This is a genomic window from Acidovorax sp. GW821-FHT09A11 (genome assembly GCF_059418365.1).
Genome location: NZ_JBWKPS010000012.1, coordinates 61,948 through 86,827, shown reverse-complemented (window position 1 = coordinate 86,827; position 24,880 = coordinate 61,948). Strand labels below are relative to the sequence as shown.

General features: G+C 69.5%; 21 protein-coding genes. 6 read left to right on the top strand and 15 right to left on the bottom strand.

What is annotated here, in order from left to right:
- The 6 genes from AC07PV_RS22465 to AC07PV_RS22440 all read left to right on the top strand — a co-directional run bounded on the left by AC07PV_RS22465 (position 1) and on the right by AC07PV_RS22440 (position 5,821).
- Complete coding sequence (locus AC07PV_RS22465) at positions 1-588, top strand: TRAP transporter small permease (protein ID WP_492245179.1); 588 nt, start codon at positions 1-3, stop codon at positions 586-588.
- Between the two features lie 29 nt (positions 589-617).
- Positions 618-1,898 (top strand): TRAP transporter large permease, encoded by a 1,281-nt coding sequence (locus tag AC07PV_RS22460; RefSeq protein WP_218297150.1) that lies wholly within the window; start codon positions 618-620, stop codon positions 1,896-1,898.
- Between the two features lie 67 nt (positions 1,899-1,965).
- The gene (locus AC07PV_RS22455) at positions 1,966-2,970 is read left to right on the top strand and encodes a TRAP transporter substrate-binding protein (RefSeq protein WP_218297149.1); all 1,005 of its coding nucleotides are present in this window, start codon (positions 1,966-1,968) and stop codon (positions 2,968-2,970) included.
- 132 nt (positions 2,971-3,102) lie between these two features.
- Positions 3,103-3,963: a shikimate dehydrogenase gene (locus tag AC07PV_RS22450; RefSeq protein WP_494631353.1), complete on the top strand. Its 861-nt coding sequence runs from the start codon at positions 3,103-3,105 to the stop codon at positions 3,961-3,963.
- A gap of 33 nt (positions 3,964-3,996) precedes the next feature.
- Positions 3,997-4,896: a VOC family protein gene (locus tag AC07PV_RS22445; protein WP_218297147.1), complete on the top strand. Its 900-nt coding sequence runs from the start codon at positions 3,997-3,999 to the stop codon at positions 4,894-4,896.
- A gap of 19 nt (positions 4,897-4,915) precedes the next feature.
- Positions 4,916-5,821, top strand: coding sequence for a sugar phosphate isomerase/epimerase family protein (locus AC07PV_RS22440; RefSeq protein ID WP_369643722.1), 906 nt, complete (start codon positions 4,916-4,918; stop codon positions 5,819-5,821).
- Between the two features lie 22 nt (positions 5,822-5,843).
- Here AC07PV_RS22440 and AC07PV_RS22435 read toward each other — a convergent pair whose 3' ends face one another.
- The 15 genes from AC07PV_RS22435 to glnE all read right to left on the bottom strand — a co-directional run bounded on the left by AC07PV_RS22435 (position 5,844) and on the right by glnE (position 24,822).
- On the bottom strand, positions 5,844-6,302 hold the full coding sequence (locus AC07PV_RS22435) for a nuclear transport factor 2 family protein (protein WP_369643723.1): 459 nt from the start codon (positions 6,300-6,302) through the stop codon (positions 5,844-5,846).
- 5 nt (positions 6,303-6,307) lie between these two features.
- Positions 6,308-7,090 (bottom strand): SDR family NAD(P)-dependent oxidoreductase, encoded by a 783-nt coding sequence (locus tag AC07PV_RS22430; RefSeq protein WP_369643724.1) that lies wholly within the window; start codon positions 7,088-7,090, stop codon positions 6,308-6,310.
- Entirely contained in the window at positions 7,087-7,629 is a 543-nt protein-coding gene (locus AC07PV_RS22425; protein ID WP_218297143.1) for a DUF3833 domain-containing protein, read from the bottom strand. Before AC07PV_RS22425 ends, AC07PV_RS22430 begins: the two co-directional genes overlap by 4 nt.
- 35 nt (positions 7,630-7,664) lie before the next feature.
- A complete protein-coding gene (locus AC07PV_RS22420) occupies positions 7,665-8,963 on the bottom strand; it encodes an MFS transporter (RefSeq protein WP_494631352.1) in 1,299 nt (432 codons plus the stop codon).
- The gene (locus AC07PV_RS22415) at positions 8,960-9,469 is read right to left on the bottom strand and encodes a chalcone isomerase family protein (protein ID WP_492806814.1); all 510 of its coding nucleotides are present in this window, start codon (positions 9,467-9,469) and stop codon (positions 8,960-8,962) included. Before AC07PV_RS22415 ends, AC07PV_RS22420 begins: the two co-directional genes overlap by 4 nt.
- Before the next feature lie 67 nt (positions 9,470-9,536).
- Entirely contained in the window at positions 9,537-10,766 is a 1,230-nt protein-coding gene (locus tag AC07PV_RS22410) for a class I SAM-dependent methyltransferase (protein WP_494631351.1), read from the bottom strand.
- 23 nt (positions 10,767-10,789) lie between these two features.
- Entirely contained in the window at positions 10,790-11,581 is a 792-nt protein-coding gene (locus tag AC07PV_RS22405) for a DUF1365 domain-containing protein (RefSeq protein WP_494631385.1), read from the bottom strand.
- Between the two features lie 8 nt (positions 11,582-11,589).
- Positions 11,590-12,897, bottom strand: coding sequence for an NAD(P)/FAD-dependent oxidoreductase (locus AC07PV_RS22400; protein WP_494631349.1), 1,308 nt, complete (start codon positions 12,895-12,897; stop codon positions 11,590-11,592).
- Positions 12,898-13,141: 244 nt separating this feature from the next.
- Complete coding sequence (locus tag AC07PV_RS22395; RefSeq protein ID WP_370627761.1) at positions 13,142-13,732, bottom strand: glutathione peroxidase; 591 nt, start codon at positions 13,730-13,732, stop codon at positions 13,142-13,144.
- A gap of 298 nt (positions 13,733-14,030) precedes the next feature.
- Positions 14,031-15,236 carry an HD-GYP domain-containing protein gene (locus AC07PV_RS22390; protein ID WP_218297139.1) on the bottom strand — a complete coding sequence of 402 codons (1,206 nt, stop codon included), beginning with the start codon at positions 15,234-15,236 and terminating at the stop codon, positions 14,031-14,033.
- A 93-nt stretch (positions 15,237-15,329) separates the two neighbouring features.
- Entirely contained in the window at positions 15,330-18,449 is a 3,120-nt protein-coding gene (locus AC07PV_RS22385; RefSeq protein WP_218297138.1) for an efflux RND transporter permease subunit, read from the bottom strand.
- Between the two features lie 12 nt (positions 18,450-18,461).
- Positions 18,462-19,667 (bottom strand): efflux RND transporter periplasmic adaptor subunit, encoded by a 1,206-nt coding sequence (locus AC07PV_RS22380; protein ID WP_494631348.1) that lies wholly within the window; start codon positions 19,665-19,667, stop codon positions 18,462-18,464.
- A gap of 191 nt (positions 19,668-19,858) precedes the next feature.
- Positions 19,859-21,244 carry an efflux transporter outer membrane subunit gene (locus AC07PV_RS22375; protein WP_492245170.1) on the bottom strand — a complete coding sequence of 462 codons (1,386 nt, stop codon included), beginning with the start codon at positions 21,242-21,244 and terminating at the stop codon, positions 19,859-19,861.
- Positions 21,241-21,969: a TetR/AcrR family transcriptional regulator gene (locus AC07PV_RS22370; protein WP_218339431.1), complete on the bottom strand. Its 729-nt coding sequence runs from the start codon at positions 21,967-21,969 to the stop codon at positions 21,241-21,243. Before AC07PV_RS22370 ends, AC07PV_RS22375 begins: the two co-directional genes overlap by 4 nt.
- 105 nt (positions 21,970-22,074) lie before the next feature.
- A complete protein-coding gene (gene glnE / locus AC07PV_RS22365) occupies positions 22,075-24,822 on the bottom strand; it encodes a bifunctional [glutamate--ammonia ligase]-adenylyl-L-tyrosine phosphorylase/[glutamate--ammonia-ligase] adenylyltransferase (RefSeq protein WP_494631383.1) in 2,748 nt (915 codons plus the stop codon).
- Positions 24,823-24,880: the final 58 nt, after the last annotated feature.

Below are 24,880 nucleotides of genomic sequence, written 5' to 3'. Positions count from 1 at the left end.
ATGTTCGCACTGGCCGACCGCGTGCTGCGGGGATACGCCCGCGTGCTGGATGCATTGGCGGGCCTGTGCCTGGCCATCATGGTGGTGCTCGTTTTTGGCAATGTGGTGCTGCGCTACACCCTCAACTCCGGCATCACCATCTCCGAAGAGCTGTCGCGCTGGCTGTTCGTGTGGCTGACCTTCATGGGTGCCGTGGTGGCGCTGCGCGAACATGGCCACCTGGGCGTGGACGCCCTGGTCTCGCGCCTGCCCACGCTGGGCAAGAAGATCTGCCTCCTGGTGGCGCAGGTGGCCATGCTCTATGTGTCGTGGCTGCTGCTCACGGGCAGCTGGTCGCAGACGGTCATCAACTGGGAAACCGAAGCCCCCGTGACCGGCGCCTCCGTGGGCATCTTCTACGCCAGCGGCGTGCTCATGGGCGCCTCGGCCATCGCCATCCTGCTGCGCGACCTGCTGCGCACCCTGTTCGTCCCCCTGGCCGACCATGAGCTGATCATGGTGCAGGAGAGCGAGGAGGCCGCCGCGCTGGAGCAGATCCAGCGGGACGCGCAAGCGGCCGCCGACACCCCGGGCGCGAACAGGCCCTGACGACAGACAACCAGCCCGGAATACCTCCCATGACCGTCGCGATCTTCCTCGGCTCCCTGCTGCTGGCCATGGCCATCGGCATTCCCATCGCCTACGCGCTGCTGCTCAGCGGCGTGGCGCTGATGTGGCACCTTGATCTGTTCGACGCGCAGATCCTGGCGCAGAACGTCATCAACGGCGCGGACAGCTTTCCGCTGCTGGCCGTGCCCTTCTTCATGCTCGCGGGCGAAATCATGAACGTGGGCGGCCTGTCCAGGCGCATCGTCAAGCTGGCGCTGGCCCTGGTCGGCCACATCCCTGGCGGGCTGGGCTATGTGGTCATCATGGCGGCGGTGATCCTGTCGGCGGTGTCGGGTTCTGCGGTGGCGGACGCGGCCGCGCTGACCTCGCTGCTGCTGCCCATGATGGTGGTCGCGGGCCACAGCAAGGAGCGCTCGGCCGGACTCATCGCCTCGGCGGGCGTCATCGGCCCCATCATTCCGCCGTCCATCGGCTTCGTGATCTTTGGCGTGGCGGCCAATGTGTCCATCAGCAAGCTGTTCCTCGCGGGCATCTTCCCCGGTCTGCTGCTGGCCGTCTCGCTGGCGGTCACGTGGTGGTGGCTCGGCCGCCGTGAAAACGTCATGCCTCCACCGCGCGCCACCCGCGCCGAACTGAAGGTGGCGCTGCGCGAGGCCGCCTGGGCGCTGGGCCTGCCCATCATCATCCTGGTGGGCCTGCGCATGGGTGTCTTCACGCCCACCGAGGCCGCCGTGGTGGCCGCGATGTATGCGCTCGTCGTCTCCATGGCGGTGTACCGCGAGCTCTCGTGGCGCCAGCTGGTGGGCATCTTCCAGGCGGCCGCGCGAACCAGCGCCGTGATCATGTTCCTGGTGGCCGCCGCCATGGTGTCGGCCTGGCTCATCACCGTGGCCGACCTGCCGTCCAAGGTCATCGGCATGCTCGAACCCTTCATGGGCAACCCCACCCTGCTGCTGGTGGCGATCATGGTGCTGGTCATGGTGGTCGGCACGGCCATGGACATGACGCCCACCATCCTCATCATGACGCCCGTGCTCATGCCGGTGGTCAAGGCCGCAGGCATCGACCCCGTCTACTTCGGCGTGCTGTTCATCATCAACAACTCCATCGGCCTCATCACGCCGCCCGTGGGCACCGTGCTCAACGTGGTGGCGGGCGTCGGGCGCATCTCCATGGGCCAGGTCACGCGCGGCGTGATGCCCTTCATGCTGGCGCAGTTCGTGGTGATGTTCCTGCTGGTCGCGTTCCCCTCGCTCGTCACCGTGCCCCTGCGCTGGCTCGGCGGCTGATTCCCGTGCCCCTCCCGCCTTCCGTTCCTTCCTGTTTCTGCCCCGCCCAAAACCCAAGGAGACATCCATGAAACTCTTGAAGACCCTGCTCGCCACCGCCCTCGTCGCGGCTTCGCTGCTGCCCGGTGCGCATGCCCAGGAACGCACCATCAAGTTCGCGTTCCAGAACCAGAAGGAGCACCCGCAGGCCCAGGGCGCGCAGAAATTCGCCGACCTCGTCGCGGCCAAGACCAGCGGCCGCATCGCGGTCAAGCTTTTTCCCGGCGGCACGCTGGGCGGCGACCTGCAGACCGTCTCGGCGCTGCAAGGCGGCACCGTGGAGATGACGGTGCTCAACGCCGGCATCCTGTCCGCACAGGCCAAGGAATTCGGCATCTACGACTTCCCGTTCCTGTTCGCCTCGCCCCAGGAGGCCGATGCCGTGACCGACGGCCCCTTCGGCAAGAAGCTGCTCGACAAGCTCGCGGCCAAGAACCTGGTGGGCCTGGGCTACTGGGAACTGGGCTTTCGCAACCTGACCAACAGCAAGCGCCCCATCACCAAGGCCGAGGACATCGCGGGCCTCAAGATCCGCGTGATCCAGTCGCCCATCTACATCGACATGTTCAACGCGCTGGGCGCCAACGCCGTGCCCATGCCGTTCCCCGAGCTGTACACGGCCATGGAGCAAAAGGCCGTGGACGGCCAGGAGAACCCGTTCTCCACCATCCTGTCGTCCAAGTTCGCCGAGGTGCAAAAGCACCTGACCATCACGCGCCACATGTACAACCCGCAGGCGGTCATCGTGAGCAAGAAGTTCTGGGACAGCCTGAATCCCGCCGACCAGAAGGCCGTGACCGAAGCCATGGCCGAGGCCACCGCGTTCCAGCGCAGCGTCTCGCGCTCGCAGGCCGACGTGGCGCTCGAAGAGCTCAAGAAGGCCGGCATGCAGGTCACCGAGTTCTCGCCGGCGGAAGTCGACAAGCTGCGCGCCAAGGTCAAGCCCGTGGTGGAAAAGCACAGCGACAAGGTGGGCGCCGAGACCGTGCAAGAGGTCTATGCCACGCTGGCCAAGCTGCGCGGCGGCAAGTAGGCCATCGCAACGCAGCAGCCACCCACGCGCTGCGGTGCGGGCATCAACGCCCACACGCCAGCGCGTCCTCCACGCAACCCGCCCATGAGCACCCAGCTCCTTGATCCCCCGGTGTCATCCACCGCATCCGCCATGTCTTCCACAAGCCCCCGCAAGGTGCTGATCGGGCTGATCGGTGCCGGCATCCAGAAGTCGCTGTCTCCCGCCCTGCACGAAGAGGAGGCGCGGCAACACGGCATGCGCCTGCACTACCAGCTGATCGACCTGGACCGCTCGGCGTCTTCTCCCGCACAGCTGCCCACGCTGCTGTCGGCTGCACGCATCATGGGCTATGCCGGCTGCAACGTGACCTACCCGTGCAAGCAGGCCGTGATCCCCTACCTCGACAGCCTGTCGGAAGAAGCGCAAGCCATGGGGGCCGTGAACACGGTCGTGGTCCACGATGGCAAGCTCGTGGGGCACAACACGGACGGGTCAGGCTGGGCCCGGGGCTTCACCCGTGCGCTGCCGGGCGCCGACCTCGGCCGCGTCGTGCTGCTGGGCGCGGGCGGTGCGGGCGCCGCCATCGCGCATGCCGTGCTGCGCCTGGGTGCACGGCAACTGACCATCGTCGATGCGCAGCCCGAACGGGCCGCGCAACTGGCCGCCGACGTGAATGCGCTCTATGGCCCCCGGGCCGAGGCCGGCGAGATCCACGCGGCCATGGCGCGGGCCACCGGGCTGATCCACGCCACGCCCACGGGCATGGACAAGCTGCCCGGCCTGCCCCTCGATACGGGCCTGCTGCGCCCCGCGCTGTGGGTGTCCGAGGTCGTGTACTTCCCGCTCGACACCGCCCTGGTCCAGGCCGCGCGCGCACTGGGCTGCCGCGTCTCGGACGGGGGCGGCATGGCCGTGGGCCAGGCGGTGGGTGCCTTTGAACTGTTCACCGGCGTGGCGCCCGACGCGGACCGGATGGACGCCCACTTTCGCCGGCTCGTCAGCCCGCGCTGACACCACCGCAACCACACGCAAGGAGTCCAACGCATGAGCACCCCGATGATGGCCGCCCGCGAGGCGCTCGGAGACCTGCCCAACCCCCTGGGACTGCAGGGGGTGGAGTTCATCGAATACGCCACCAGCCGCCCGCAGGCCCTGGGGCAGGCGCTGGAGCGCATGGGCTTCCAGCCGGTGGCGCGCCACCGCTCGCGCGAGGTCCTGCTGTACCGGCAGGGCGACATGAACATCATCGTGAACGCGCACCAGGACGAAGAGCGCACCGGGCCGCACGCGCCGTCGGCCCTGGCGGAAACCCCCGTGCTCGCCGCCATCGCCTTCCGTGTGGGCAATGCAGCCGCCGCCTACCGCCGCGTGCTGGAGCTGGGCGCCTGGGCCGTGCACACCGAGGTCCAGGTGATGGAGCTGAACATTCCCGCCATCCACGGCGTGGGCGCGAGCCGCATCTACTTCGTGGACCGCTGGAAGGAATTCTCGATCTACGAGGTGGATTTCATCCCCATCCCCACCGTGAATCCGCGCCCGCCCGCGCTGCAGGGCCTGCATCTGTTCGGCGTGGTGCAGTACATCGGCCTGGGCAGGGCGCCTGACTGGATCCATTTCTACGGCGAACTGTTCGGCTTCGCCGAGCTGGCGCCCGACCAGTCGTTCGGCGTGCTCACGCATGGCCGCATCCTGGCCAGCCCCTGCGGCACCCTGCACTGGCAGCTGATCGAGCCCCTCGTGGATGCGCTCGATGCCGACCCCGAGGAACTGCTGCAGCGCGTGGCGTTCGGCACGCCGGACGTGCTGGCCACGGTGAACGCGCTGCGCGCCCGGGGCGTGGACTTCGTGGAATCCCCCACGGGGGTGCACACGGGCACGCGCGGCGCGCTCACGCGGGCCGATGCCGGCTCGCCCAGCTTCGAGCTGGTTCTCGACGCCCGCTGACCACCGCCCGGAGACCTCGATGCGCACTTCGACCATGCAACGCAACGTCGCCGACTTCGGCATGGACACCATCAGTCTGGCCGGCCCGCTGGAGGCCAAGCTGGCCGCCGTCAAGGCGGCGGGTTTCGGCCAGATCATGCTGGCGGCCCGCGACATCGTGGGCCATCCGCAGGGCATCGAGGCGGCCGTGCACGCCGTGCGCAGCAGCGGCCTGCGCGTGACGGGCTTCCAGGTGCTGCGCGACTTCGAGGGCCTGTCGGGCCACCTGCACAGCTACAAGGTGGACATCGCCAAGCAGATGATCCTGATGGCGCGCGACCTGGGCGCGCCGGTGCTGCTGGCCTGCAGCTCCACCTCGTCGCATGCCACCGCCGATGCCGACGCGATTGCCCGCGACCTGCGCAAGCTCGCCCTGCTGGCGCTGCCGCACGGCATCCGCGTGGCCTTCGAAGGCCTCTCCTGGGGACGGCACATCAACGAGGTGCATCAGGCGTGGGCGGCGGTCGAGCAGGCGGATTGCCCCAACCTCGGCCTGGCCATCGACTCGTACCACCAGTTCGCCACCAGCACGCCGCTCACGGCGCTGGCCGACGTGGACCCCGCCAAGATCTATCTGGTGCAGCTCTCGGACTTCATGTGGCAGGAGACCCGCACGGTGCAGGAGCGCATCGACACGGCGCGGCACTTCCGCGTGTTCCCGGGCGAGGGCGTGCACAGCCAGGCGCTGGCCGAGCTGGTGCGCACGCTCGACGGCATGGGCTACCAGGGCGACTACAGCTTCGAGGTCTTCAACGACGATTATCAGCAGCTGCCGCTGCCCTACGTGGCGCAGCGGGCATGGAACAGCGCCCTGTGGCTCGCCGAGGGCGTGCTGCAGCGCGCCGTGCCGCTGCCGGGGCACCCGCGCATCAAAACGCTGGCGTGATCAATGCGTCAACGGCCAACAATCAACTGTTGGCGCGTTTCTTGAGCCAGCGCATCAGCGCGCCCACCACCGGCAGCTTTTCGTACAGTTCTTCGGCGGCGTCCCAGTAGTCGCGGTGTAGCGCCACCAGGTCCTGGTCATCGAACACCAGGTGCGAGGCGCCGCGCACGGTCTGCGTCACGCCCTTGTCAAAGCCCTTGAAGGCGAACAGGAACTCCCAGGTCAGGAAACACTGCGGGCCCTGCACCACGCGGCCGGTGACCACGAAACGCGGCTGCTCCAGCGCATCGAACATGTGGTCGAAGATGGCCTGGATGGCGGGCAGGCCCCGCACTTCGTTGAACGGGTCCTTGAAGCGCGCATCGGCCGCGTACAGGCGGCCCAGTGCCGCCACGTCGGCTGGGACCAGGGTCTCGAAGAAGGCCACCACGCGGGTGACGGCTTCTTCGGTGGAGGTTGTGGTGCGAGGTGGCTGCAGCATGGCGCTCAGAGTCCCGTGAACTTGCGGACCGCAGGAAAGTACCACCGATACGGCAACACGCGCAGCAGTTTCATCACCCGCGTGAAGCGCTTGGGGAAGTGGATGTCGAAATGCCCCCGCTCCCAGCCCTGCAAGATGGCCGCCGCCGCCGCCTCGGGCGAGATCAGCGCGGGCATCGTGAAGTCGTTGCGCGCCGTGAGCGGCGTGGCCACGAACCCGGGGTTGATCACGCTCACGCCAAGCCCCAAGCCGTGCAGATCCAGGTACAGCGACTCGGCCAGGTTGATGAGCGCAGCCTTGGTCGGCCCGTAGGCCAGGCTCCTGGGCAGCCCCCGGAACCCCGCCACGCTGCTGACCACGCTCACATGCCCGGGGCGCCCCGCGTGCGCCGCGGCCAGCATGGCGGGCAGCACGGCCGCCAGCACGTGCAGCACACCGCTGTAGTTGATCTGCCCGTGGCGCAGCATGTCGGCCAGATCCAGGTCGGTGGCGCGCATGTCGCGGTAGGTGCCGGCGCAGTAGCACACCAGGTCGGGCGCGCCCCCGGACAGCACCCGTGCGGCGGCGGCCTGCACCTGCTCGGGCTGCGCTATGTCCAGGGGCAGGGCCAGGCTGCCGGGGTGCTGGGCGGCAAAGGCATCGAGCGCATCGCCGCTGCGGGCCGACACCGTGACCTGCGCACCGCGCGCATGCAGGGCCGACGCCGTGGCGCGCCCGATGCCGCTGGACGCGCCGATCACCCAGGCCCTGCGGCCCTGCCAGTCGCGCAGCGGTGGGTTCAGGCTCATGGCGCGCGCCTGGTGAACGACAGCGTGATCTCGCCCAGGCGCACGCCAAACTTGCTCATGGTGGCGCGGTTGAGCATCACGCGGTCGTCGATGAGAACCATCCAGTCGTCCAGGTCGACGTGGTAGACCGTGCCATCCACCGGCAGGGCCAGCGTGTAGTTCCAGCGGAAGACGTTGCCCCGCGCCTGCCCGTGGGCCGTGCCCACCACGTCGTCGGCGGTGCCGGTGGTACGGCCGTCGGCGTGCTGGGTCAGGCGCCAGATGCGGCGCTGGGTGGTGCCGTCCGAATAGGTGAAGGCCTCGTCGAGCACGCCCTCGTTGCCCTGCCACTGGCAATCCATGACCACGGTGAAGCGTTTGACGATCTGGCCGCTGCGGTCCTGGAAGATGCCCCAGGCGTCGATCTTGCCGTTGAAATACCGGGCCAGGTCCAGCACGGGCTTCTCGCTGGCATAGCCTTCGATGCCCGGACTGGCGCAGCCGGACAGGGCCACGGGCGCAGCCGCCACGGCGGAGAGGAGGAGGCGTCGTTGCATCATGGGGTGGGCCCTGGGGTCGGTTCGGACAGGTTCATTCAAACAATCGCTGCGCTGCGGGGACGCCGCAGGAGCAGGGCGTAGAGCGCCGCCGCCGCCATCAGCTTGAGCACGCAGGGCAGCACCGCATAGGCGATGCCCAGGGTCTGCAAGCCGCCGTCGCCGCGCGTGCCGGGGGTGTAGCCCAGCCAGCCCAGCAGGGGCAGCGCCAGGCCCGCGGCCAGCGCCAGGTTGAGCTTGGTGGCGAAGTTCCACCAGCCGAAGTACGCGCCTTCGTGCTGGCCGCTGTCGCCCTCGGCCGCGATCACGCCGGCCAGCAGGGCGCTGGGCAATGCCAGGTCGGTGCCCAGTGCCACGCCCGAAAGCGCGCAGACCACCATGAACGGCATCACATCACCCGCGCCCAGAAACGCAGTCCACACAAACACGGCGATCGCCAGCAGCATGCCTGCCAGCCAGGTGCGCACCAGGCCCCATCGCGCCACGGCCCGCAGCCACAGCGGGATCGAGAGCGCAGCGCAGACGAAATACGCCGCCAGGAACATCGGCTCCTGCGCGGGCGGAGCCTGCAGGCGGTCCTGGATGAAGAACAGCACCAGCGTGGCCGGGATGGCGCTGGCAATGCCGTTGAGCATGAACACCGCCAGCAGGCGGCGGAACGCGGGGCGCCCCCACGGCCGCCACAGGCTGGCGCGCCGCGACGGGCGATACCCGCCGGCCACGGCGCCACCCGCATGCGCCGGGGGGCGCGGCGCGCGCGTCCAGGCCCACCAGCCCAGCAGCAAGGCCATGGCAAACACGCCGAGCATGACCGGCAGCCCCAGCAGCGCGGGCAGCACCGAGGCCAGCACCACGCCCGCCAGCGCGGCGCCTTCGCGCCATGCCACGATGCGGCCGCGCTGCAGTTCGTCGCCGCCCAGGCGCGCGCCCCACGCCTGGTGCGCAATGCCCAGCTGGCTGTAGGCCGTGTAGGTGATGAGCAGCGCCACCAGGGCCCAGGCGGTCAGCCCATCGGCCCCGCGCACCAGCGGAAAGAACAGGCCGGTCAGCCCCAGTGCGAGCACCATGGCCGACACCGCGCCCGCCGCCAGCACGGCACGCACCGAGCGGCCGAACAGGTGGTCGCAGAGGCGGCCCAGCAGCGGGTCCGACACCGCATCGAACAACCGCGCCGCCAGCAGCACCGAGCCCAGCGTGGCCAGCGGCATGCCGAACTCGCGGGCATAGTGGTTGGGCAGCAGCACGTAAAGCGGCAGCGCCACAAACGCCAGGGGCAGGCCCAGCAGCCCATAGGCCAGGCCGTGGCGGGCGCGCAGGGGCTGGGTGGTGCGGGTCATGGCTGCCCCATGGCGCGGGTCGCGCCCAGCAGTTCCTGGCGCAGCCTGGGTTCGGAAGTCTGGGGCGAGAGCCAGATGCCGAAGAACAGGCGCGAGAACTCGGCATCGGGCACCTCGCCCACCACGCGCCCGGCCATCCTGAACACCGCCCCCACGCCCGGCTGGTGAATGCCCAGAAGGCGGTCGCCCGCCTTCACGTCCGGCAGCGCCGCCTGCAGCGCCTGCTGCCAGCGCGCGGCCTGCTGGGGCGTGAAGCTGCCCACGCGGCGCATTTCCTCGATGGAGCGCCTGGCGATGGCCTCCGCCGTGAAGTCGCGGTGGTAGGTCAGCTCCAGCGCCAGCGGCTGGGCGCCGTAGTTGTCGGCATCAAAGCCGGGCTGCACCCACAGGCGGGCGCGGTAGACCTCGAAACCCAGGAACCGGAGCACGCCCTGGCCCGCCAGGCGTACGCCGGACAGCGGCGCCGCCGTGGCCTGGGCCGCCCCTGCCCCTTGCGCCACAGCCATGCTGGAATGAAAAACGGCTGCAGCGCAGATAAAACACGCGGTGGCAGCTATATTTTTCATAGCAATCTCAATCCTTGGCCAGCGTGTATTGCACCAGGTCGATGTTGCTCATCGCAAACGCCGCCTCGCAATACGCCAGGTAGAACTCCCAGATGTGCAGGAAGCGCTGGTCGAACCCCAGCTGCAGGATCTGCGTGCGCTGGGCCACGAAGCGGTCACGCCAGCGCCTGAGCGTTTCGGCATAGTCCTGGCCAAAGGCGAACTCGTCCACCACGCGCAGGCCCGCGGCCTCGGCCTCGCGGCGGAACTCGCGCGGGCACGGCAGGCAGCCGCCCGGGAAGATGTACTGCTGGATGAAGTCCGTGGAGCTGATGTAGCGCTCGAACAGGCTGTCGTCGATGACGATGCTCTGGATGCAGGCCTTGCCACCGGGCTTGAGCAGGCGGTTCACCGACTGGAAGTAGGTGGGCCAGTACTCGCGGCCCACGGCCTCGACCATCTCGATGGAGCAGATGGCGTCGTAGGGGCCATCGTGGATGTCGCGGTAGTCCTGCAGCCGCAAATCGGCCCGGTGCTCCACCCCCTGCCCCGCCATGCGCCCTTGCGCGAAGGCCAGTTGCTCGGTGGACAGGGTCACACCGGTCAGCAATGCGCCGAACTCGGTGGCCGCCATCTCGGCGAGCGCCCCCCAGCCGCAGCCGATCTCGAGCACGCGGTGCCCCGGCCGCACCCCCGCCTGGCTCAGGGCGCGGCGCACCTTGGCATGCTGGGCCTTGCGCATGTCGCCGCCCGCATCGCCTTCGAACCAGGCGGACGAGTAATTCATCGTGTCGTCCAGCCACAGCGCGTAGAACGCATTGCCCAGGTCGTAGTGCGCATGGATGTTCTTCTGGCTGTTGGCGCGCGTGTTGCGGTTGAGCAGGTGCTTGATGCGGTACAGCAGGCGTCCGGCCCAGCTTCCATAGATCACGCCTTCCACCTGCTGGCGGTTGGCGATGAAGAGCTTGATCAGGTCGGTGAGGTGCGGCGTGGTCCAGTCCCCCGCGATGTAGCTCTCGGCGAAGCCGATGTCCCCCGACCTGAGCGCCGCGCTGCACACGTTCCAGTTCCTGAGCGTGATGGCCGCCGAGAGGCCGCCCCCCTGGCCGAAGTGCTGCAGCGTGCCGTCCGGCAGTTGCACCGTGAGGTTGCCATGCTGCAGCCCCTGCAGGAGCCGAAGGGCCGTGCGCGCGGCAGCCGGCGTGCCGGCGGGCAGGGTGGCGTGCAGGGCGGCACCGGTGGTCGTGGTCGTGTTCATGGCGGTCTCGTCGGGCTGTGGGGTCAACGGGTCACGATGGAGGCAGGGGCCTCGGGCTTGCGGTGAAAGCGCACGCGCTTGAGCCACAGCCGCAAGGCCTGCCAGTGGATGCGCGCGATGACGGCCAGCGTCATGGCCGGGTAGCCCCACAGGGCCCGGCGCAGCGTCTGCCCCGTGATGGGGTGCAGGGTGCCGCTCACGCTGGTCTCGATCAGCGGTCCGGCGTCGTCGTCGTAGTCGATGCGCGCCACGGTGCGGCCCGCATCGGCGGGCCCGCCCGCCGTGCGCAGGAAGCGAAAGCGGTAGCCCCCGCCCACCTCGCAGAAGGGCGAGACATGGAACACCTTGCGCGCCCGCAGTTCCACGCCGTAGCGGGGCGCGTCCAGCAGGTAGCAGTGCCGCTCGCCAAAGGTGTTGTTCACTTCCACCACGATGGCGCGCAGGCTGGCGTCGGCGCGGTGGCAGTACCAGAAGCTCACGGGTTTGAAGGTGTAGCCCAGCACGCGCGGGTAGCAGTGCAGCCAGACTTCGCCGGTGGCGTCGGCAATGCCTTCGGCGCGCAGCAGCTCGTCCAGCCAGGCCAGCGCCCCGCCCTGCGCGGCGCTGCGGCCGTCGCCATGGTCCGTGTCGTGAAAGCTGATGGCGCCGCGCCGGTTCACGGCCAGCGGGCCCGGCGCTGCGGCGCCCATGCTGCGCAGGGGCAGCAGGAGAAAGAACGTGGGGTAGGCAAACGCATGCCGCCGGGGCCGCAGCCGCGCATGGCGCACCTGGCCAAAGCCGATCAGCGGCTGCGGGGCCTCGGGAGCGGTGCCCATGCCGATGTTCATGCGGCCTCCGCCAGGGGAGCGGGCTGGCGGGCCAGCACCTGTTCGGCCACGGCGAGCCCGGACTTCAGTCCGTCTTCGTGGAACCCGTAGCCCGTCCACGCCCCGCAGAACCAGGTGTGCCCATGGCCCTGGATCTCGGCCACCTGCCGCTGCGCGCGAATGGCGGCCAGGTCGAACACCGGGTGGGCGTAGTCGTAGCTGCCGATCACCTGGTCGGGCGCGATCTCGCGCACGGGGTTGAGCGAGACGACCACGGGCTGCGCGAAGGGCACGGGCTGCAGCTGGTTGATGAGGTAGTGCAGGCACACGCGCGCCGATTCGCGGCCGGGCTGCGCGGCGCGCTCATAGTTCCACGCGGCCCAGGCGGCGCGGCGCGCGGGCAGCACCGCGGTGTCGGTATGCAGCACCGCGCGGTTGGCCTGGTAGCGGATGGCGCCCAGCACGGCGCGTTCCTGCGGCGTGGGCCGCGCGAGCAGCGCCAGCGCCTGGTCCGAATGCGTGGCCACGACGACCTGGTCGAAATGCCCGGTGCCGCCATCGGTCACCACCCGCACGCCGGCCGCATCGCGCTCGATGCGGCGCACGGGGGTCGACAGGCGCGTGTCCGCGATACCGGCCACGATCTTGTCCACATAGTGGCGCGCGCCCCCCGCGACCGTCCACCACTGCGGACGGTCGCTCACCTGGAGGAGGCCATGGTTGTGGCAGAACCGGATCAGGGTGGCCACCGGAAACTGCAGCATCTGGTCGGTCGGGCAGCTCCAGATGCAGCCCAGCATGGGCAGGAAGTACCAGTCGCGGAAGGCATCGCCAAAGCGGTGCTCGCGCAGGAAGTCGCCCAGGGGCTGCATGAGCGCCGCATAGGCCCCGGCCTCGGCGATGCGGGTGCACAGGCGGTTGAACCGCAACAGGTCCGCCAGCATGCCCAGAAAGCGCGGGCTGACCAGGTTGGCGCGCTGCGCGAAGACGGTGCCCAGGTTCGTGCCGCTCCACTCCAGCGGCCGGCCGCCCCGGGCCCCGGGCACCTGCACCGAGAACGACATGTCGGACCGGCACGTCTGCACGCCCAGTTCGGCCAGCAGGCGGATCAGCTGCGGATAGGTGCGTTCGTTGAAGACGAGAAAACCGGTGTCCACGCCCTGCGTGACCAGCCGGCCGCTGGCATCCCGCAGCGTGACATCCACGGTGTGGGTGTGGCCGCCAAAGTGGTCGCCGGCCTCATACAGGGTGATGTGCGCCTGGCCACGCAGCCGGTGCGCGACCGCCAGTCCGGAGATGCCGGAGCCGATGATGGCGATTTTCATGGCCGGCCCCCTCTGGCCGGTGCCTGAAATAAAAAGGTTGCGAAGCGTCCCGAAACGAATAAGAGAGGGAGGGAGGAGAAGCGCTCCAGGAGGTCAGTCGGAACCCGGGGGCCCGAAAGGCTTCGCAACACTAAAACTGTACGCCACGCAATCGCAGCGTGCAGGGAATAGAGTGGGGCCCTCGCGCGGAAGTTCCAGGCCCCGCGCCGGTTTTTTTTAAAGAAACGTAAAGAAAACATTGCAATCACCGTGGAGCGGCAACAGCGAGTTGCTGTTCGATGGCGCGCACCAGGCCCTTGCTGTCAGGGGCGGTGAGGCTGGAGTACTGGTCGACCAGCTTGCCGTCGCGGCCCAGCAGGTATTTGTGGAAGTTCCAGCGCGGCGCGGTGCCCGACAGCTGTGCCAGCTGGCGAAACAGCGGCGAGGCGTCCGCGCCCTTCACGCTGCTCTTGGCGAACATCGGGAATTTCACGCCGAAGGTGTTCTCGCAGAAGTCCGCGATCTGCTGGTTGCTGCCGCTCTCCTGCGAAAAGTCGTTGGACGGAAAGCCCAGCACGACGAGGCCCTTGTCCTTGTACCGGGCATACAGCTCCTCGAGCCCCTTGTACTGGCCGGTGAAGCCGCAGAAGCTGGCGGTATTGACCACCAGCACGACCTTTCCGCTGTACTGGCACAGCGACTGCGGCTTTTCGTCCTGCAGCCGTGCAAAGGTGTGCTGCAAGGTGGCCGGGCAGCTTTCCGCGTCCGCCGCCCACGCGCGAGGGGCAAGCCCGGCGGCCATTGCGAGGACAAGAAGGCCCGTGGCCGGAAAAAGGCGTCTGGAAGAGGTTTTCATAGGACTCATAGCGCAGTGGTGTGGGCAATTTAACCATTCCATCATTTTTTGTCCACATGAGTTTTTATTTGTACTCATTGGTATACGCCGATGGATGGCCACTGGATTCAGATTCCCGGCAGCGGGAAGGGGGTATTGCGTGGCGCACGGCCAGGCGGGCATCGGATGCAAGCCGGATGCCGGGCATCAGCCCCCGCGGGAGCGTTGAAAAGCGGGCCAGGGAGTGCCCATGGCGGCCACACCGGGCGAGGGGGCGTTCACCCGCATCGGGTGCGGCCCCGCTGCGGGGCCGAAAAGATCAGCCCAGGTTGAGCAGGCGGTCGAGCGGGAGCTTGACCCGCACGTCCTTGAAGGCGACCACGCCCGTGACTTTCCAGGGCGGCATGCCGGTGTCGCGGGGAATCGGCTCGCCCGTGGGCATGCCGTCCCGGTTGGTCACCACCGCTACCTTGGGCGTGGTGGCCGTCGTACCTCGGCGGATGACGACACCCACCTCCTGGCTGGCCAACCGCACAAAGGCCCCTGGCGGATACACGCCCAGCGTCTTGACGAGCGCTGCACCGGCCTCGTCCACCTGGTGCTCCTCATCGTAGTAGCTCGCCTGCATGGCCGCCGTGACCGGCATGGGCCAGCGGGCGGCGCGGGGCGCCATGCGGGCGCCAAAGATATCGGCGCGCTGGATCAGCCGGGCCATCTGCTGGGCTTCCGTCTTCTTGGCCAGCGGGCCAGGCGTGCGGTGGTGGTGGCAGCGCACGGCCTCCAGCCATGCGGTGTCGGCCACGCCCAGCGAGCGCAGCAGCGCCTCGGACCGTGATGCGTGGTCTTCCACGGCCGCGATCTGCTGGGCAGTCAGGGGGTGGGTCTGCTGGGCCAGCTGGTCCTGCAGTTCGGTCATGGCGATGTTCATGGACAAGGCCGCATGCCCGAGCTGCTGCACCCGGCCCTCGGGCCAGCGCAGCATCTCGCGCGCGACCACCATGCACACGCAGGCCACCAGCATGGAGTGGGTGGCGCTGTACATGCGGGTTTCCTGGGCCGACAGGTAGATCAGGGCCAGCAGGGTGACATCGGGCGTCTGCTCACAGTGGCGCGAGAGTTCGTCGTGCAGCGCCTGGAAGCGCCCGCCAAAGTCCGACGGGGACGGCGCGCGCAGCAGTTGCGTGGCGCGCAGCTGCAGCTCGGGCCAGTCGGGCAGGGCCCGGCCTCCGCGCCCGCGCCCCGCCGGGTCGTCGGCCGCCGTCATCTGCATGGCGGCGATCTCGCCCAGGTTGGTGTCCGCGATCAGCATGCGCTGCAGCTGCGCCAGGTAGGCGCGGTGGCTGTCGCCGGATTCATCGGTGTCCACGCACAGCTGGCGGCCCCGCGCCACCATCTTGGCCAGCTCGTCCCGGGTGCGGATGACATAGCCCTTTTGCGCCAGCAGCACGCCATCGGCCCCCCGCAGCACGAAGGGCAGCGGGTGGCCAAGCTGAATGGATTCGATGTTCAGGCTGACGAGGTTCATGGTGCTCGTTACATTATCTAACGACTGGCGCGCCACCAAACCCTGGTCAACCCGGGTGATTGCCCGGTTGTTCGGGCAACCACCACCGGGCCATCACGGTGCGGGCGGCGAGGCGGGCACCGGGGGCAGCGCCGGGGCGGCTGGCGCGTGGTGCGCACCCCGCAGCCGGCGCACCAGGCGCCCGAACCGCTGGCCCAGATCATCCACCCCGGTGAAGACGGCGGGGATGACCAGCAGGCTCAGCAGCGTGGACGTGATGAGCCCCCCGATCACCGCCACCGCCATCGGCGAGCGGAAGCTCGCGTCGGCCGCGCCGATGCCGATGGCAATGGGCAGCATGCCCGCGCCCATGGCCAGCGTGGTCATGATGATGGGGCGCGCGCGCTTGTGGCACGCGTCGATCAGCGCCTCGAAGCGCGTCATGCCGTGCTCGCGCCGCGCCAGGATGGCGTACTCGACCAGCAGGATGGAATTCTTGGTGGCGATGCCCATGAGCATGATGAGCCCGATGAGCGAGGGCATCGAGAAGCTCTTTTGCGCGATCAAGAGGCCCACGAACGCGCCGCCCAGCGACAGCGGCAGCGCCGCCAGGATGGTCACCGGGTGCAGGAAGTCCTTGAACAGCAGCACCAGCACGATGTAGATGCACAGCACGCCCGTGAGCATGGCCAGGCCGAAGCTGGCGAACAGCTCGCCCATCATCTCCGCGTCGCCGATGGTGATCTGGCGCACGCCCGGCGGCAGGTTCTTGATGGAGGGCAGCGCCTCCACGGCCTTGGTCACGTCACCCAGCGGCTGGCCCGACAGCTCGATCTCGAAGTTCACGTTGCGCGCGCGGTCGTAGCGGTCCACCACGGCCGGGCCGCCGCTGAATTCGAGCGTGGCCACCTGGCCCAGCATCACCGGGCCCTTGGCGCCCGGCACCGCCAGGCGCTCCAGCAGCGACAGGTCCTTGCGGGCGTCATCCTGCAGCTTCACGACGATGGGCACCTGCCGCGACGCGAGGTTGAGCTTGGGCAGCGACACGTCGTAGTCGCCCATGGTGGCGATGCGCAGGGTCTCGGCGATGGCGCTGCTGGTCACCCCCAGGTCGGCGGCCCGGGCGAAGTCCGGACGCACCGCGATCTCGGAGCGCACCAGGCTGGCGGTGGACGAGATGCTGCCCAGGCCCGGGATGGTGCGCAGGTCCTTCTCGACCGCCAGCGCGGCCGTGGTCAGCGCCTGCGGATCGTCGCCGGAGAGCACCAGCACGTACTTCTCGCCCGATCCGCCCAGGCCCACCTTGCTGCGCACGCCGGGCAGGGTTTCGAGGGCCGTGCGGATCTTGTTCTCGATGCCCTGCTTGCGCGGCCGCTCGCCGCGCTCGGCCAGCAGGATGGTCAGCGTGGCCTTGCGGGTCTCGGCATTGGCCCCGCCCATGAAGGGGTCCGCTCCCGCGGAGCCACCGCCGATGGTGGTGTACACGCTCTGCACGTGCTCCACTTTGGCGATGCGCTCGCGCGCATCCTCGGCCACGGCGCGGGTCTGCGCGAGCGTGGCGCCGGGCGGCAGCTCCAGGTACACCTGGGTCTGCGAGTTGTCGTCCGGCGGGATGAAGCCGGTGGGCAGCAGCGGGATCAGCGCGAGCGAGCCGATGAAGAACGCCGCCGTGGCGATGAAGGTGATCCAGCGGTGCCTGATGCACCAGGCCGCCCAGCGCAGGTACACGGTCATCCAGCGCGGGTCCTGGTGCTTGTCCACGATGGGTTTGAGGATGTAGGCCGCCATCATGGGCGTGAGCACGCGGGCCACCACCAGGCTGGCGAACACGGCCAGCGACGCGGTCCAGCCGAACTGCTTGAAGAACTTGCCCGCGATGCCGCTCATGAAGGCCGTGGGCAGGAACACCGCGATCAGCGTGAAGGTGGTGGCCACCACCGCCAAACCGATCTCGTCAGCCGCCTCCATGGCCGCCTGGTAGGGCGTCTTGCCCATGCGCAGGTGGCGCACGATGTTCTCCACCTCCACGATGGCATCGTCCACCAGGATGCCCACCACCAGCGACATCGCCAGCAGCGTGATCACGTTGATGGAAAAGCCCAGCAGGTGCATGCCGATGAACGCCGGGATCACCGACAGCGGCAGCGCCACGGCCGAGACGAACGTGGCGCGCCAGTCGCGCAGGAACAGCCACACCACCAGCACGGCCAGCAGCGCGCCTTCGTACAGCAGGTGCATGGAGCCGTCGTATTCCTCCTGCACCGGCTGCACGAAGTTGAAGGCCTCGGTGATCTCCAGGTCGGGGTGCTGCGCGCGCATCTCCTTGAGCGCGGCCTGCACGGCCCCGCCCACCTCGATCTCGCTCGCACCCTTGCTGCGCGCCACCTCGAAGCCCACCACGGGCTTGCCGTTGAGCAGGGCCAGCGCGCGCGGCTCGGCAATCGTGTCCGACACCGTGGCGACCTGATCGAGCCGCACGTGGCGGCCGTCCGACAGCGACAGCGTGAGGCTGGAAAGCTCCTGGGCCGACTGCACCGTGGCCAGCGTGCGCACGGGCTGCTCGCTGCCGCCCAGGTCGGTGCGGCCGCCGGCGCTCTCGGTCTGCACCAGGCGCAGCTGGCGCGACACGTCGGCCGCCGAGGCGTTGAGCGCCTGCAGCTTCACCGGGTCCAGCGCCACATGCACCTCGCGCTGAACACCGCCCACGCGGTTGACCGCGCCCACGCCGCGCACGGTGAGCAGCTTCTTGGCCACGGCATCGTCCACGAACCACGACAGCGCCTCGCTGTCCATGCGGCTCGAGGCGATGGTGAAGGCCAGCACGGGCTGCGCGGCCAGGTCCATCTTGGTCACGATGGGGTCGCGCACGTCGCCGGGCAGGTCGCCGCGCACCCGCGCCACGGCCGAGCGCACATCGTCGAGCGCCTCCTGCGTGGGCTTTTCCAGGCGGAACTCGGCCGTGATGGTGGCGCCGCCGTCCTGCACCTTGGTGTAGATGTGCTTCAAGTCCTGCAGCGTGGCGATGCTGTTCTCGATCTTGCGCGCCACGTCGTTTTCCAGCTGCGCGGGCGATGCGCCCGGCAGCGCCACGGTCACGGAGATCGTGGGCAGGTCGATGTCCGGAAAGTTCTGCACCTTCATCGCGTTGAACGACAGCAGGCCGCCGAACGTCAGCAGCACGAACAGCATCAGCGCCGGTATCGGGTTCTTGATGGACCAGGTGGATACATTCATGGAGAACGCTCCTTATTTGATAGCTACCAGCGCTTGATCAACCTGCGCTACAGGCACTTTTTGTTTGAATTCCTGCAAGGAGGAGGTGCTGCTGCTCGCCGGCGGCGCGCCGACCACACGCACCAGGTCCCCGTCATTCAGGAAACCCGCGCCGCGCACGGCGACGGAGGCATTCGCGTCCAGGCCCGAGAGCACTTCCACCCGGTCGGCCACGCGGCGCCCCGTCTGCACCTTGCGCTGCTGCACGCGCTGCTCGGCGCCCACCACGAACACGTACGAGAACCCGTCGCGCACCACCAGCGCCTCTTGCGGCACCGTGAGCGCATCGCTGCTGCCCAGCGCGAACTCGCCGCGCGCGAACATCCCGGCGCGGAAATCGCTGTTCGCCGGCAAATCGACGTACACCAGCGCGTTGCGCGTCTGCGGGTCCACCGTGGGGGCCACCATGCGCACGGTGCCTTCGGCCGCCGCGCCGCTGGCCGCGGTCACGCTGACCTTGGCGCCCGGCGCGATGCGGCGCAGCTCGGTGGACGTGACTTCGGCGCGCCATTCGAGGCGCCCCTTGCGCACCATGCGGAACAGCTCCGTGCCCGCGCCCACCACCGCGCCCACCGTGGCCGTGCGGGCCGAGATCACGCCGCTGTCGGGCGCCACCACCTGCGTGTACTTCAGGCGCAGCTGCTGCGCGTTCAGCGTGGCCTTGGCGGCCTCCACCCGGGCCTGCGCCGTCTTCTCGGCGGTGGTGTACTGCTGGATCTGCTGCTGGCTCAGGGCGCCCGTGGCCTGCAGCGAGCGGGCCCGGTCGGCATTGGCGGCGGCTTCGGCCGCATTGGCCTGGGCTTCGAGCAGGCTGGCGCGCATCTGCGCCACGTCGGCCTGCACCGTTTCGGCCGAGAAGGTGGCGAGCACCTGGCCGGCCTTGACCACGTCACCCACATTCACCCGCACATCGGTCAGGCGCAGTCCATTGCTTTCGGCGCCGATGCTGGCTTCCTGCCAGGCAGCGATGTTGCCGTTGGCCGCCAGGCGCAAAGGCACCGACGTCCGCTGGGGCTGCGCCGTGCTCACCGTGAGCGCGGGGCGGGGCTGGCCCGCCTTGGGCTCGTCGGCGGCGCGCGATGCGCTGGAGAAAACCAGGGCGCCGCCGGTGGCCAGCACGCAGGCAGCAATCACGGCGAAGGCCGTCGGAGAGAACTTGAAGGAAGAGAAATTTTGCATTTGCTTTCGTCCTGAAGAATTCATATCAACTTTCCACGGCGCTACGCGCCACTCGCACGGGATGAAACTGGCGCGGCGCAGGCCAGTGCCCCCGCGCAAGGGCCGCCCCGCCGCGCCGGGGGCGTCCCCCTCTCCCGACTCGCCCAGCGAGTCGGGAGAGGGGGAATGCGCGAAGCGACTCAGGGGGTGTTTCACTCTTTCCAGCCACCGCCCGCGGCGCGGTACAGCGAAACCCAGGCGGCCTGGCGTTCGTGCTGCAGCGCGATCAGCGCGTTCTCGGCCGCCAGGGAGGTGCGGCGCGCGTCTTCCAGCTCCACCAGGCTCGCCAGCCCGCCGCGCCAGCGCGCCTCCGTGGCATCGAACGAGGTGCGGTAGCCCGCCGCCGCCACCCGCGCACTGGCATTGCGCTCGGCCGTGCTCTGCAGCCGCACCAGCGCCTGCTCGACCTCGCTCACGGCCTGGCGCACCTTGGCGCGGTAGAGCGCGGCGGCCTCGTCGTAGCGTGCCTGCGCCGCCTCCACCTGGGCGCCACGGCGGCCGCCGTCGAACAGGGGCACGCTGAGCGCCAGCGGGCCGATGGTCCAGGTGTTCAGGTCGGTCGTCACGCCGCCGCTGCGCACCCAGGCCGTTCCCACCGAGCCGCTGAGCGACAGGCGCGGGTAGCGCTGGGCCTGCGCGCTGCCCACGTCGGCGCTGGCGGCGGCGACTTCGCGCTCGGCGTTGTACACGTCGGGGCGCTGGGCCAGCACCTGGGCGGGCAGGGCGGCGATGGCGAACAGGGTGTCGGGCGCGGCGGATGCCGGCGTGGACAGGCGCGCGCGCAGCGCGGGCTCTTCCCACCCGGTCAGCGCCACCATGGTCTTGACTTCGACATCGCATTGCATGCGCTGCTGCGATGCGCGCGCCTGGGCTTCGGCGGCGCTGGCACGCGCCAGGGCGGCGGTGGCGGGCGCCGTGAAACCGGCGCGTTCGCTGAGGTCGGACAGCCGCGAGGTCTCGCCGCGCGACTGCGCATCGCGCTCGGCCACGCGCAGCTGCTCCAGGCAGGTGCGCAGGCTGCTCGTCTGCTGCGCCACCTCGGCGGCCACGCTCACGCGCGCCTCGTGCCACAGCGCCTGCGCGCCCGCCAGCCGCTCGTCGGCCGCCGTCTTGGTGGCCCGGTTGGCGCCGAAGAGGTCGATCTCCCAGCTCGCCTGCAGCCCGGCCTGCGCCGTGGTGGCGATGCCCGCGAGCTGCTCGTTGAAACCCCGGCTGGCGCTGGCCTGCGCATCGAGCGACGGCAGCAGCGCGGCGCGGCTGCTCACCTGCGTGGCACGCGCCTGCGCGATGCGGGCCTGGGCCTGCGCCACGCCAGGGCTGATGGCTTGCGCCGCATCGATCAGCTCGACGAGCAGCGGGTCGCCCAGCTGCGTCCACCACCGCGCCAGATCCCCCAGCGAGCCCTGGTGCGGCAAGGGCGCCTGCCACGCCACCGGCGGCGGCGCGGGCACCTGCGCGGGGGGCGCCGTGACGGCACAGGCGCCCAGGGCCAGCGGCAGGCAGGCGGCCCAGAAGAATCGGGTCTTGCTCAAAGTCATGCGTTGGATTCCTTGTGCGAATTCCGTGAAGTACTGCGGCGCGCGGGCCGTTGTGCGGCCTGCCGCCGGGCGATCTCGCCCTGCACCATGCTCAGGGCGTAGCCGGTCAGCCGGTCCACCCACTCATCCACAGCCCCCGACCCTGCCAGCTGCGGCGCAATGACCTGCAGCGGGTCGCGCTGGGTCCACATCTGCATGATCAGCCCGGCCAGCGAAAAGGCGAGGCGGTGCATGTCGTCGTCCACCTCCTGCACGCCCATGTGGCGGCACAGCACCTGGACCAGGGCCAGGTGGGGGGCCCGGCACTCGCGCTCGATGAGCTCGGGCCACACGTGGGTCGGGTCCAGCAGCTCGCGCACATGCAGGCGCAGCGACTGGGTCACGAGGTCATCGTGCTTGAGCGGCTCCAGAAACCCCCCGAAATAGGAGGCGAGCGCCTGCGGCAGGGTCAGTGCGGGATCGGCGAACACGGCGATGAGGTCGCTGCCGCTGCCAAAGGGTTCATAGAACGTGGCCGTGTACAGCCGGGCCTTGTCGCCAAAGTGGTAGGCGATCGCGGCGACATTGGTGCCAGCGGCCTCGGCGATGGCGCGCACCGAGGTCTGTGCGAAGCCCCGCTCGGAGAACAGCTGCAGCGCCGCGTGCAGCAGGCGCGCGCGCGTGTCCTCGCCATCACTGCGGGCGGTGCGCTGGGCTGCGGGAATGAAATGGGCGCCAAAACTCATGGCACCGGATTAAACACCAGAATTCAAACAGTTGTTTGAATTGGCGAAGGCCAGCGGAAAATTCGCCCGCCAAAAATGCAACGAAACGTCACGCCGGGGCCGGCCTCAGCCGAACACCGCCCTCCACAGCGCCAGCACCGCATTCCGCTCGGCCTGCAGCGCGGGCGGAGCAACCTGGGTGGGCGCCTCGTCCAGGCGCGCCACGTGCTGCACGCGCCGCAGTTCGCGGTAGGCGTCGGCCGCCGCCATGCCCACGCCGGGCGGCAGCAGGCCCACCTGCTCGGCGCGCTGCAGCAGCGCGATGTTGCCCACGTTGCCCACCAGCTCCGGGTGGTTCGCGGATTGCGAGAGCACGAGGTACTGCACCGCGAACTCCGCATCCACCATGCCGCCCGGGCTGTGTTTCACATCGAACTGCCCGGCGCGCGTGGGGTGCGCCGCGCGCACGCGCTCGCGCATGAGCACGATCTCCTCACGCAGGGCGGCGGGGTCGCGTTCGGAGGTGATCACGGCCTCGCGCACGGCATCGAAGCGCGCCTGCAGGGCATCGCTGCCCATCACGAAGCGCGCGCGCGTCATGGCCTGGTGCTCCCAGGTCCAGGCGGTGTTGCTGCCCCGGCGCTGCTGGTAGTTGGCGTAGGCCTCGAAGCTCGTGACCAGCAGGCCCGAGCTGCCATTGGGCCGCAGTGCGGTGTCGATCTCGTACAGGTCGCCCTCGCCCGTCTTCACGGTGAGCCAGTTGATGAGCTTGCGCACGAAAGCGGCGTAGACCTCGGGCGCGCGTTCATCGTCGTCGTCGAACACGAAGACGATGTCCAGGTCGCTGCCGTAGCCCAGCTCCTTGCCGCCCAGCTTGCCGTAGCCAATGATGGCGAACTGCGGGCTGTCGCGGTGGCGCGTCTTGAGCCGGCTCCAGCACCACTGGGCGGTGATGCGCAGCACGCTGTCGGCCAGGGCGGACAGGTCATCCGCCACCTGCTCGACGGTGATGCGCCGCTCCACGTCGCGCGCGAGGGTGCGGAAGGTTTCCGCGTGCTGGGCGCGGCGCAGCAGGTTCAGCAGGGTTTCGTCATCGTCCTCCCCCGTGGACTGCAGGGACGCGAGCCGCACGGCCAGCTCCCGCTCGAAGTCCGCCACCACGAAGCGCTCGGCCAGCAGCGAATCCCCCACCAGTTCATCGATCACGCCCGGGTGCTGCAGCAGGTAGCGGGCGGGCCATTTGGCCGCGCCCAGCAGGTGCAGCAGTTGCTCGTGCACGGAGGGGCGCTCCAGCAGCAGCGCCAGATAGCTCTCGCGGCGCAGCAGCGGCTCCAGCCAGTTGGCCAGGCGCAGCGCGGCCTCTTCGGTGACGCGGCCCTCCTTGAGCCACTGCGCGGTGCGCTGCACCAGCCGGAACAGGCGGGCGCGGGCTTCGTCGCGCAGGCCCGCCACGCGCGGGTGGCTGCGCCACTCGGCCACGCGCTCGCGGAATCCGGGCGGCAGCTGTTCCAGCAGGGTGTCGAATTCGGGGGGTGGGGGCGCCGAGGCGCGGGGACCGCCGCAGCCGCCCCCATTGCACTGCTTCTTGCCCGCGCCACCCAGCAAGGTGTCGAACTCCTGGGCCACGAGTTCGCGGTGCGCGTCCAGCTCGTGCAGGAAGGCGCAGCAGTCAGGGTAGCCCAGGGTGTAGGCGATCCAGGCGAGGTCGTCGTCGCGCGTGGGCAGCACGTGGGTCTGCTGGTCGTCCAGGTACTGGATGCGGTGCTCCACCCGGCGCAAGAAGACATAGGCGCGCGCCAGGGCATCGGCGGTTTCCTGCGGCATGAGGCCCGCCTGGGCCAGGCGCGTGAGCGCATCGAGCGTGGGCCGGCGGCGCAGCTCGGGAAACTGGCCGCCGCGCACCACCTGCAGCAGCTGCACCGTGAACTCGATCTCGCGGATGCCGCCGCGCGAGAGCTTGACGTCGTTGGCGCGCTCGGGGTGGCCCGCGCTGCGCTTGGCCGCATGGTCGCGGATCTGGCGGTGCAGGGAACGCAGCGCATCGAACACGCTGTAGTCCAGGTAGCGGCGGAACACGAACGGCAGCACCACGCCCCGCAGCGCCTGCACTTCAGGGCTGCCAATGCAGTCGTGCGGCGCCACCACCCGGCTCTTGAGCCAGGCAAAACGCTCCCATTCGCGGCCATGCAGCTGCAGGTACTCCTCCAGCGCCGACAACGAGACCGACGGCGGGCCGGAGTTGCCATTGGGGCGCAGCGCCAGGTCCACGCGGAACACAAAGCCGTGCTCGGTGGTATCCCCCACCAGGCTGTAGATGGCCTTGACCGCCCGCGCGAAGTATTCGTGGTTGGAGATGCGCCCCCGGCCGTCGGCCGTGCCCGCGGTCTCGCCATCGTGTTCGTACACGTAGATCAGGTCGATGTCGCTGGAGACATTGAGCTCGCGCGCGCCCAGCTTGCCCATGCCGATGATCCACAGCTGCACGGGCTGGCCGTCCGGTCCGCGTGGCGCGCCGTGGCGCTCGTCCAGCTCCTGCCGTGCCTGGTGGCTGGCACGGTCCAGCGCCAGCTCGGCCAGCTCGGTCACGGCGCGGGTGATGTCGGCGAGCGGCGCCTGCGCGTCGCAGTCCAGCTGGACGAGCCGCTCCATGACGAGCTGGCGCAGCACGCGCAGGGCCGTGCCCGTGTCGCAGCCGCGCGAGCGCAGCGCATCGTAGGCCGTCTCCATGGTGGCCAGGACCGGCGCCCCTGCGGGCAGCAGGGACAGATCGTCCGCATAGCGGCGGTGCAGGCGCTGGTAGAAGCGCGAATGCGCGGCCAGCGGGCCCTCGGGACGGGGCTGGTGGCAGCGGGGATCAGCGGGAGACGCGGGCATGGCAGACATGGCAAGGGGCCACATACATAAGGACACTGGTTTGTAGTGAACCCGCGCT

What these genes read in the sequence shown, in the direction of transcription:
- AC07PV_RS22440 (WP_369643722.1), top strand. Translation starts at nt 4,916, where the DNA reads ATGCGCACTTCGACCATGCAACGCAACGTCGCCGACTTCGGCATGGAC.
- AC07PV_RS22455 (WP_218297149.1), top strand. Translation starts at nt 1,966, where the DNA reads ATGAAACTCTTGAAGACCCTGCTCGCCACCGCCCTCGTCGCGGCTTCG.
- AC07PV_RS22390 (WP_218297139.1), bottom strand. Translation starts at nt 15,236, where the DNA reads ATGAACCTCGTCAGCCTGAACATCGAATCCATTCAGCTTGGCCACCCG.
- AC07PV_RS22410 (WP_494631351.1), bottom strand. Translation starts at nt 10,766, where the DNA reads ATGAACACGACCACGACCACCGGTGCCGCCCTGCACGCCACCCTGCCC.
- AC07PV_RS22370 (WP_218339431.1), bottom strand. Translation starts at nt 21,969, where the DNA reads ATGAGTTTTGGCGCCCATTTCATTCCCGCAGCCCAGCGCACCGCCCGC.
- AC07PV_RS22430 (WP_369643724.1), bottom strand. Translation starts at nt 7,090, where the DNA reads ATGAGCCTGAACCCACCGCTGCGCGACTGGCAGGGCCGCAGGGCCTGG.
- AC07PV_RS22420 (WP_494631352.1), bottom strand. Translation starts at nt 8,963, where the DNA reads ATGACCCGCACCACCCAGCCCCTGCGCGCCCGCCACGGCCTGGCCTAT.
- glnE (WP_494631383.1), bottom strand. Translation starts at nt 24,822, where the DNA reads ATGCCCGCGTCTCCCGCTGATCCCCGCTGCCACCAGCCCCGTCCCGAG.
- AC07PV_RS22450 (WP_494631353.1), top strand. Translation starts at nt 3,103, where the DNA reads ATGTCTTCCACAAGCCCCCGCAAGGTGCTGATCGGGCTGATCGGTGCC.
- AC07PV_RS22400 (WP_494631349.1), bottom strand. Translation starts at nt 12,897, where the DNA reads ATGAAAATCGCCATCATCGGCTCCGGCATCTCCGGACTGGCGGTCGCG.
- AC07PV_RS22405 (WP_494631385.1), bottom strand. Translation starts at nt 11,581, where the DNA reads ATGGGCACCGCTCCCGAGGCCCCGCAGCCGCTGATCGGCTTTGGCCAG.
- AC07PV_RS22435 (WP_369643723.1), bottom strand. Translation starts at nt 6,302, where the DNA reads ATGCTGCAGCCACCTCGCACCACAACCTCCACCGAAGAAGCCGTCACC.
- AC07PV_RS22445 (WP_218297147.1), top strand. Translation starts at nt 3,997, where the DNA reads ATGAGCACCCCGATGATGGCCGCCCGCGAGGCGCTCGGAGACCTGCCC.
- AC07PV_RS22395 (WP_370627761.1), bottom strand. Translation starts at nt 13,732, where the DNA reads ATGAAAACCTCTTCCAGACGCCTTTTTCCGGCCACGGGCCTTCTTGTC.
- AC07PV_RS22375 (WP_492245170.1), bottom strand. Translation starts at nt 21,244, where the DNA reads ATGACTTTGAGCAAGACCCGATTCTTCTGGGCCGCCTGCCTGCCGCTG.
- AC07PV_RS22380 (WP_494631348.1), bottom strand. Translation starts at nt 19,667, where the DNA reads ATGCAAAATTTCTCTTCCTTCAAGTTCTCTCCGACGGCCTTCGCCGTG.
- AC07PV_RS22385 (WP_218297138.1), bottom strand. Translation starts at nt 18,449, where the DNA reads ATGAATGTATCCACCTGGTCCATCAAGAACCCGATACCGGCGCTGATG.
- AC07PV_RS22415 (WP_492806814.1), bottom strand. Translation starts at nt 9,469, where the DNA reads ATGGCTGTGGCGCAAGGGGCAGGGGCGGCCCAGGCCACGGCGGCGCCG.
- AC07PV_RS22460 (WP_218297150.1), top strand. Translation starts at nt 618, where the DNA reads ATGACCGTCGCGATCTTCCTCGGCTCCCTGCTGCTGGCCATGGCCATC.
- AC07PV_RS22425 (WP_218297143.1), bottom strand. Translation starts at nt 7,629, where the DNA reads ATGATGCAACGACGCCTCCTCCTCTCCGCCGTGGCGGCTGCGCCCGTG.
- AC07PV_RS22465 (WP_492245179.1), top strand. Translation starts at nt 1, where the DNA reads ATGTTCGCACTGGCCGACCGCGTGCTGCGGGGATACGCCCGCGTGCTG.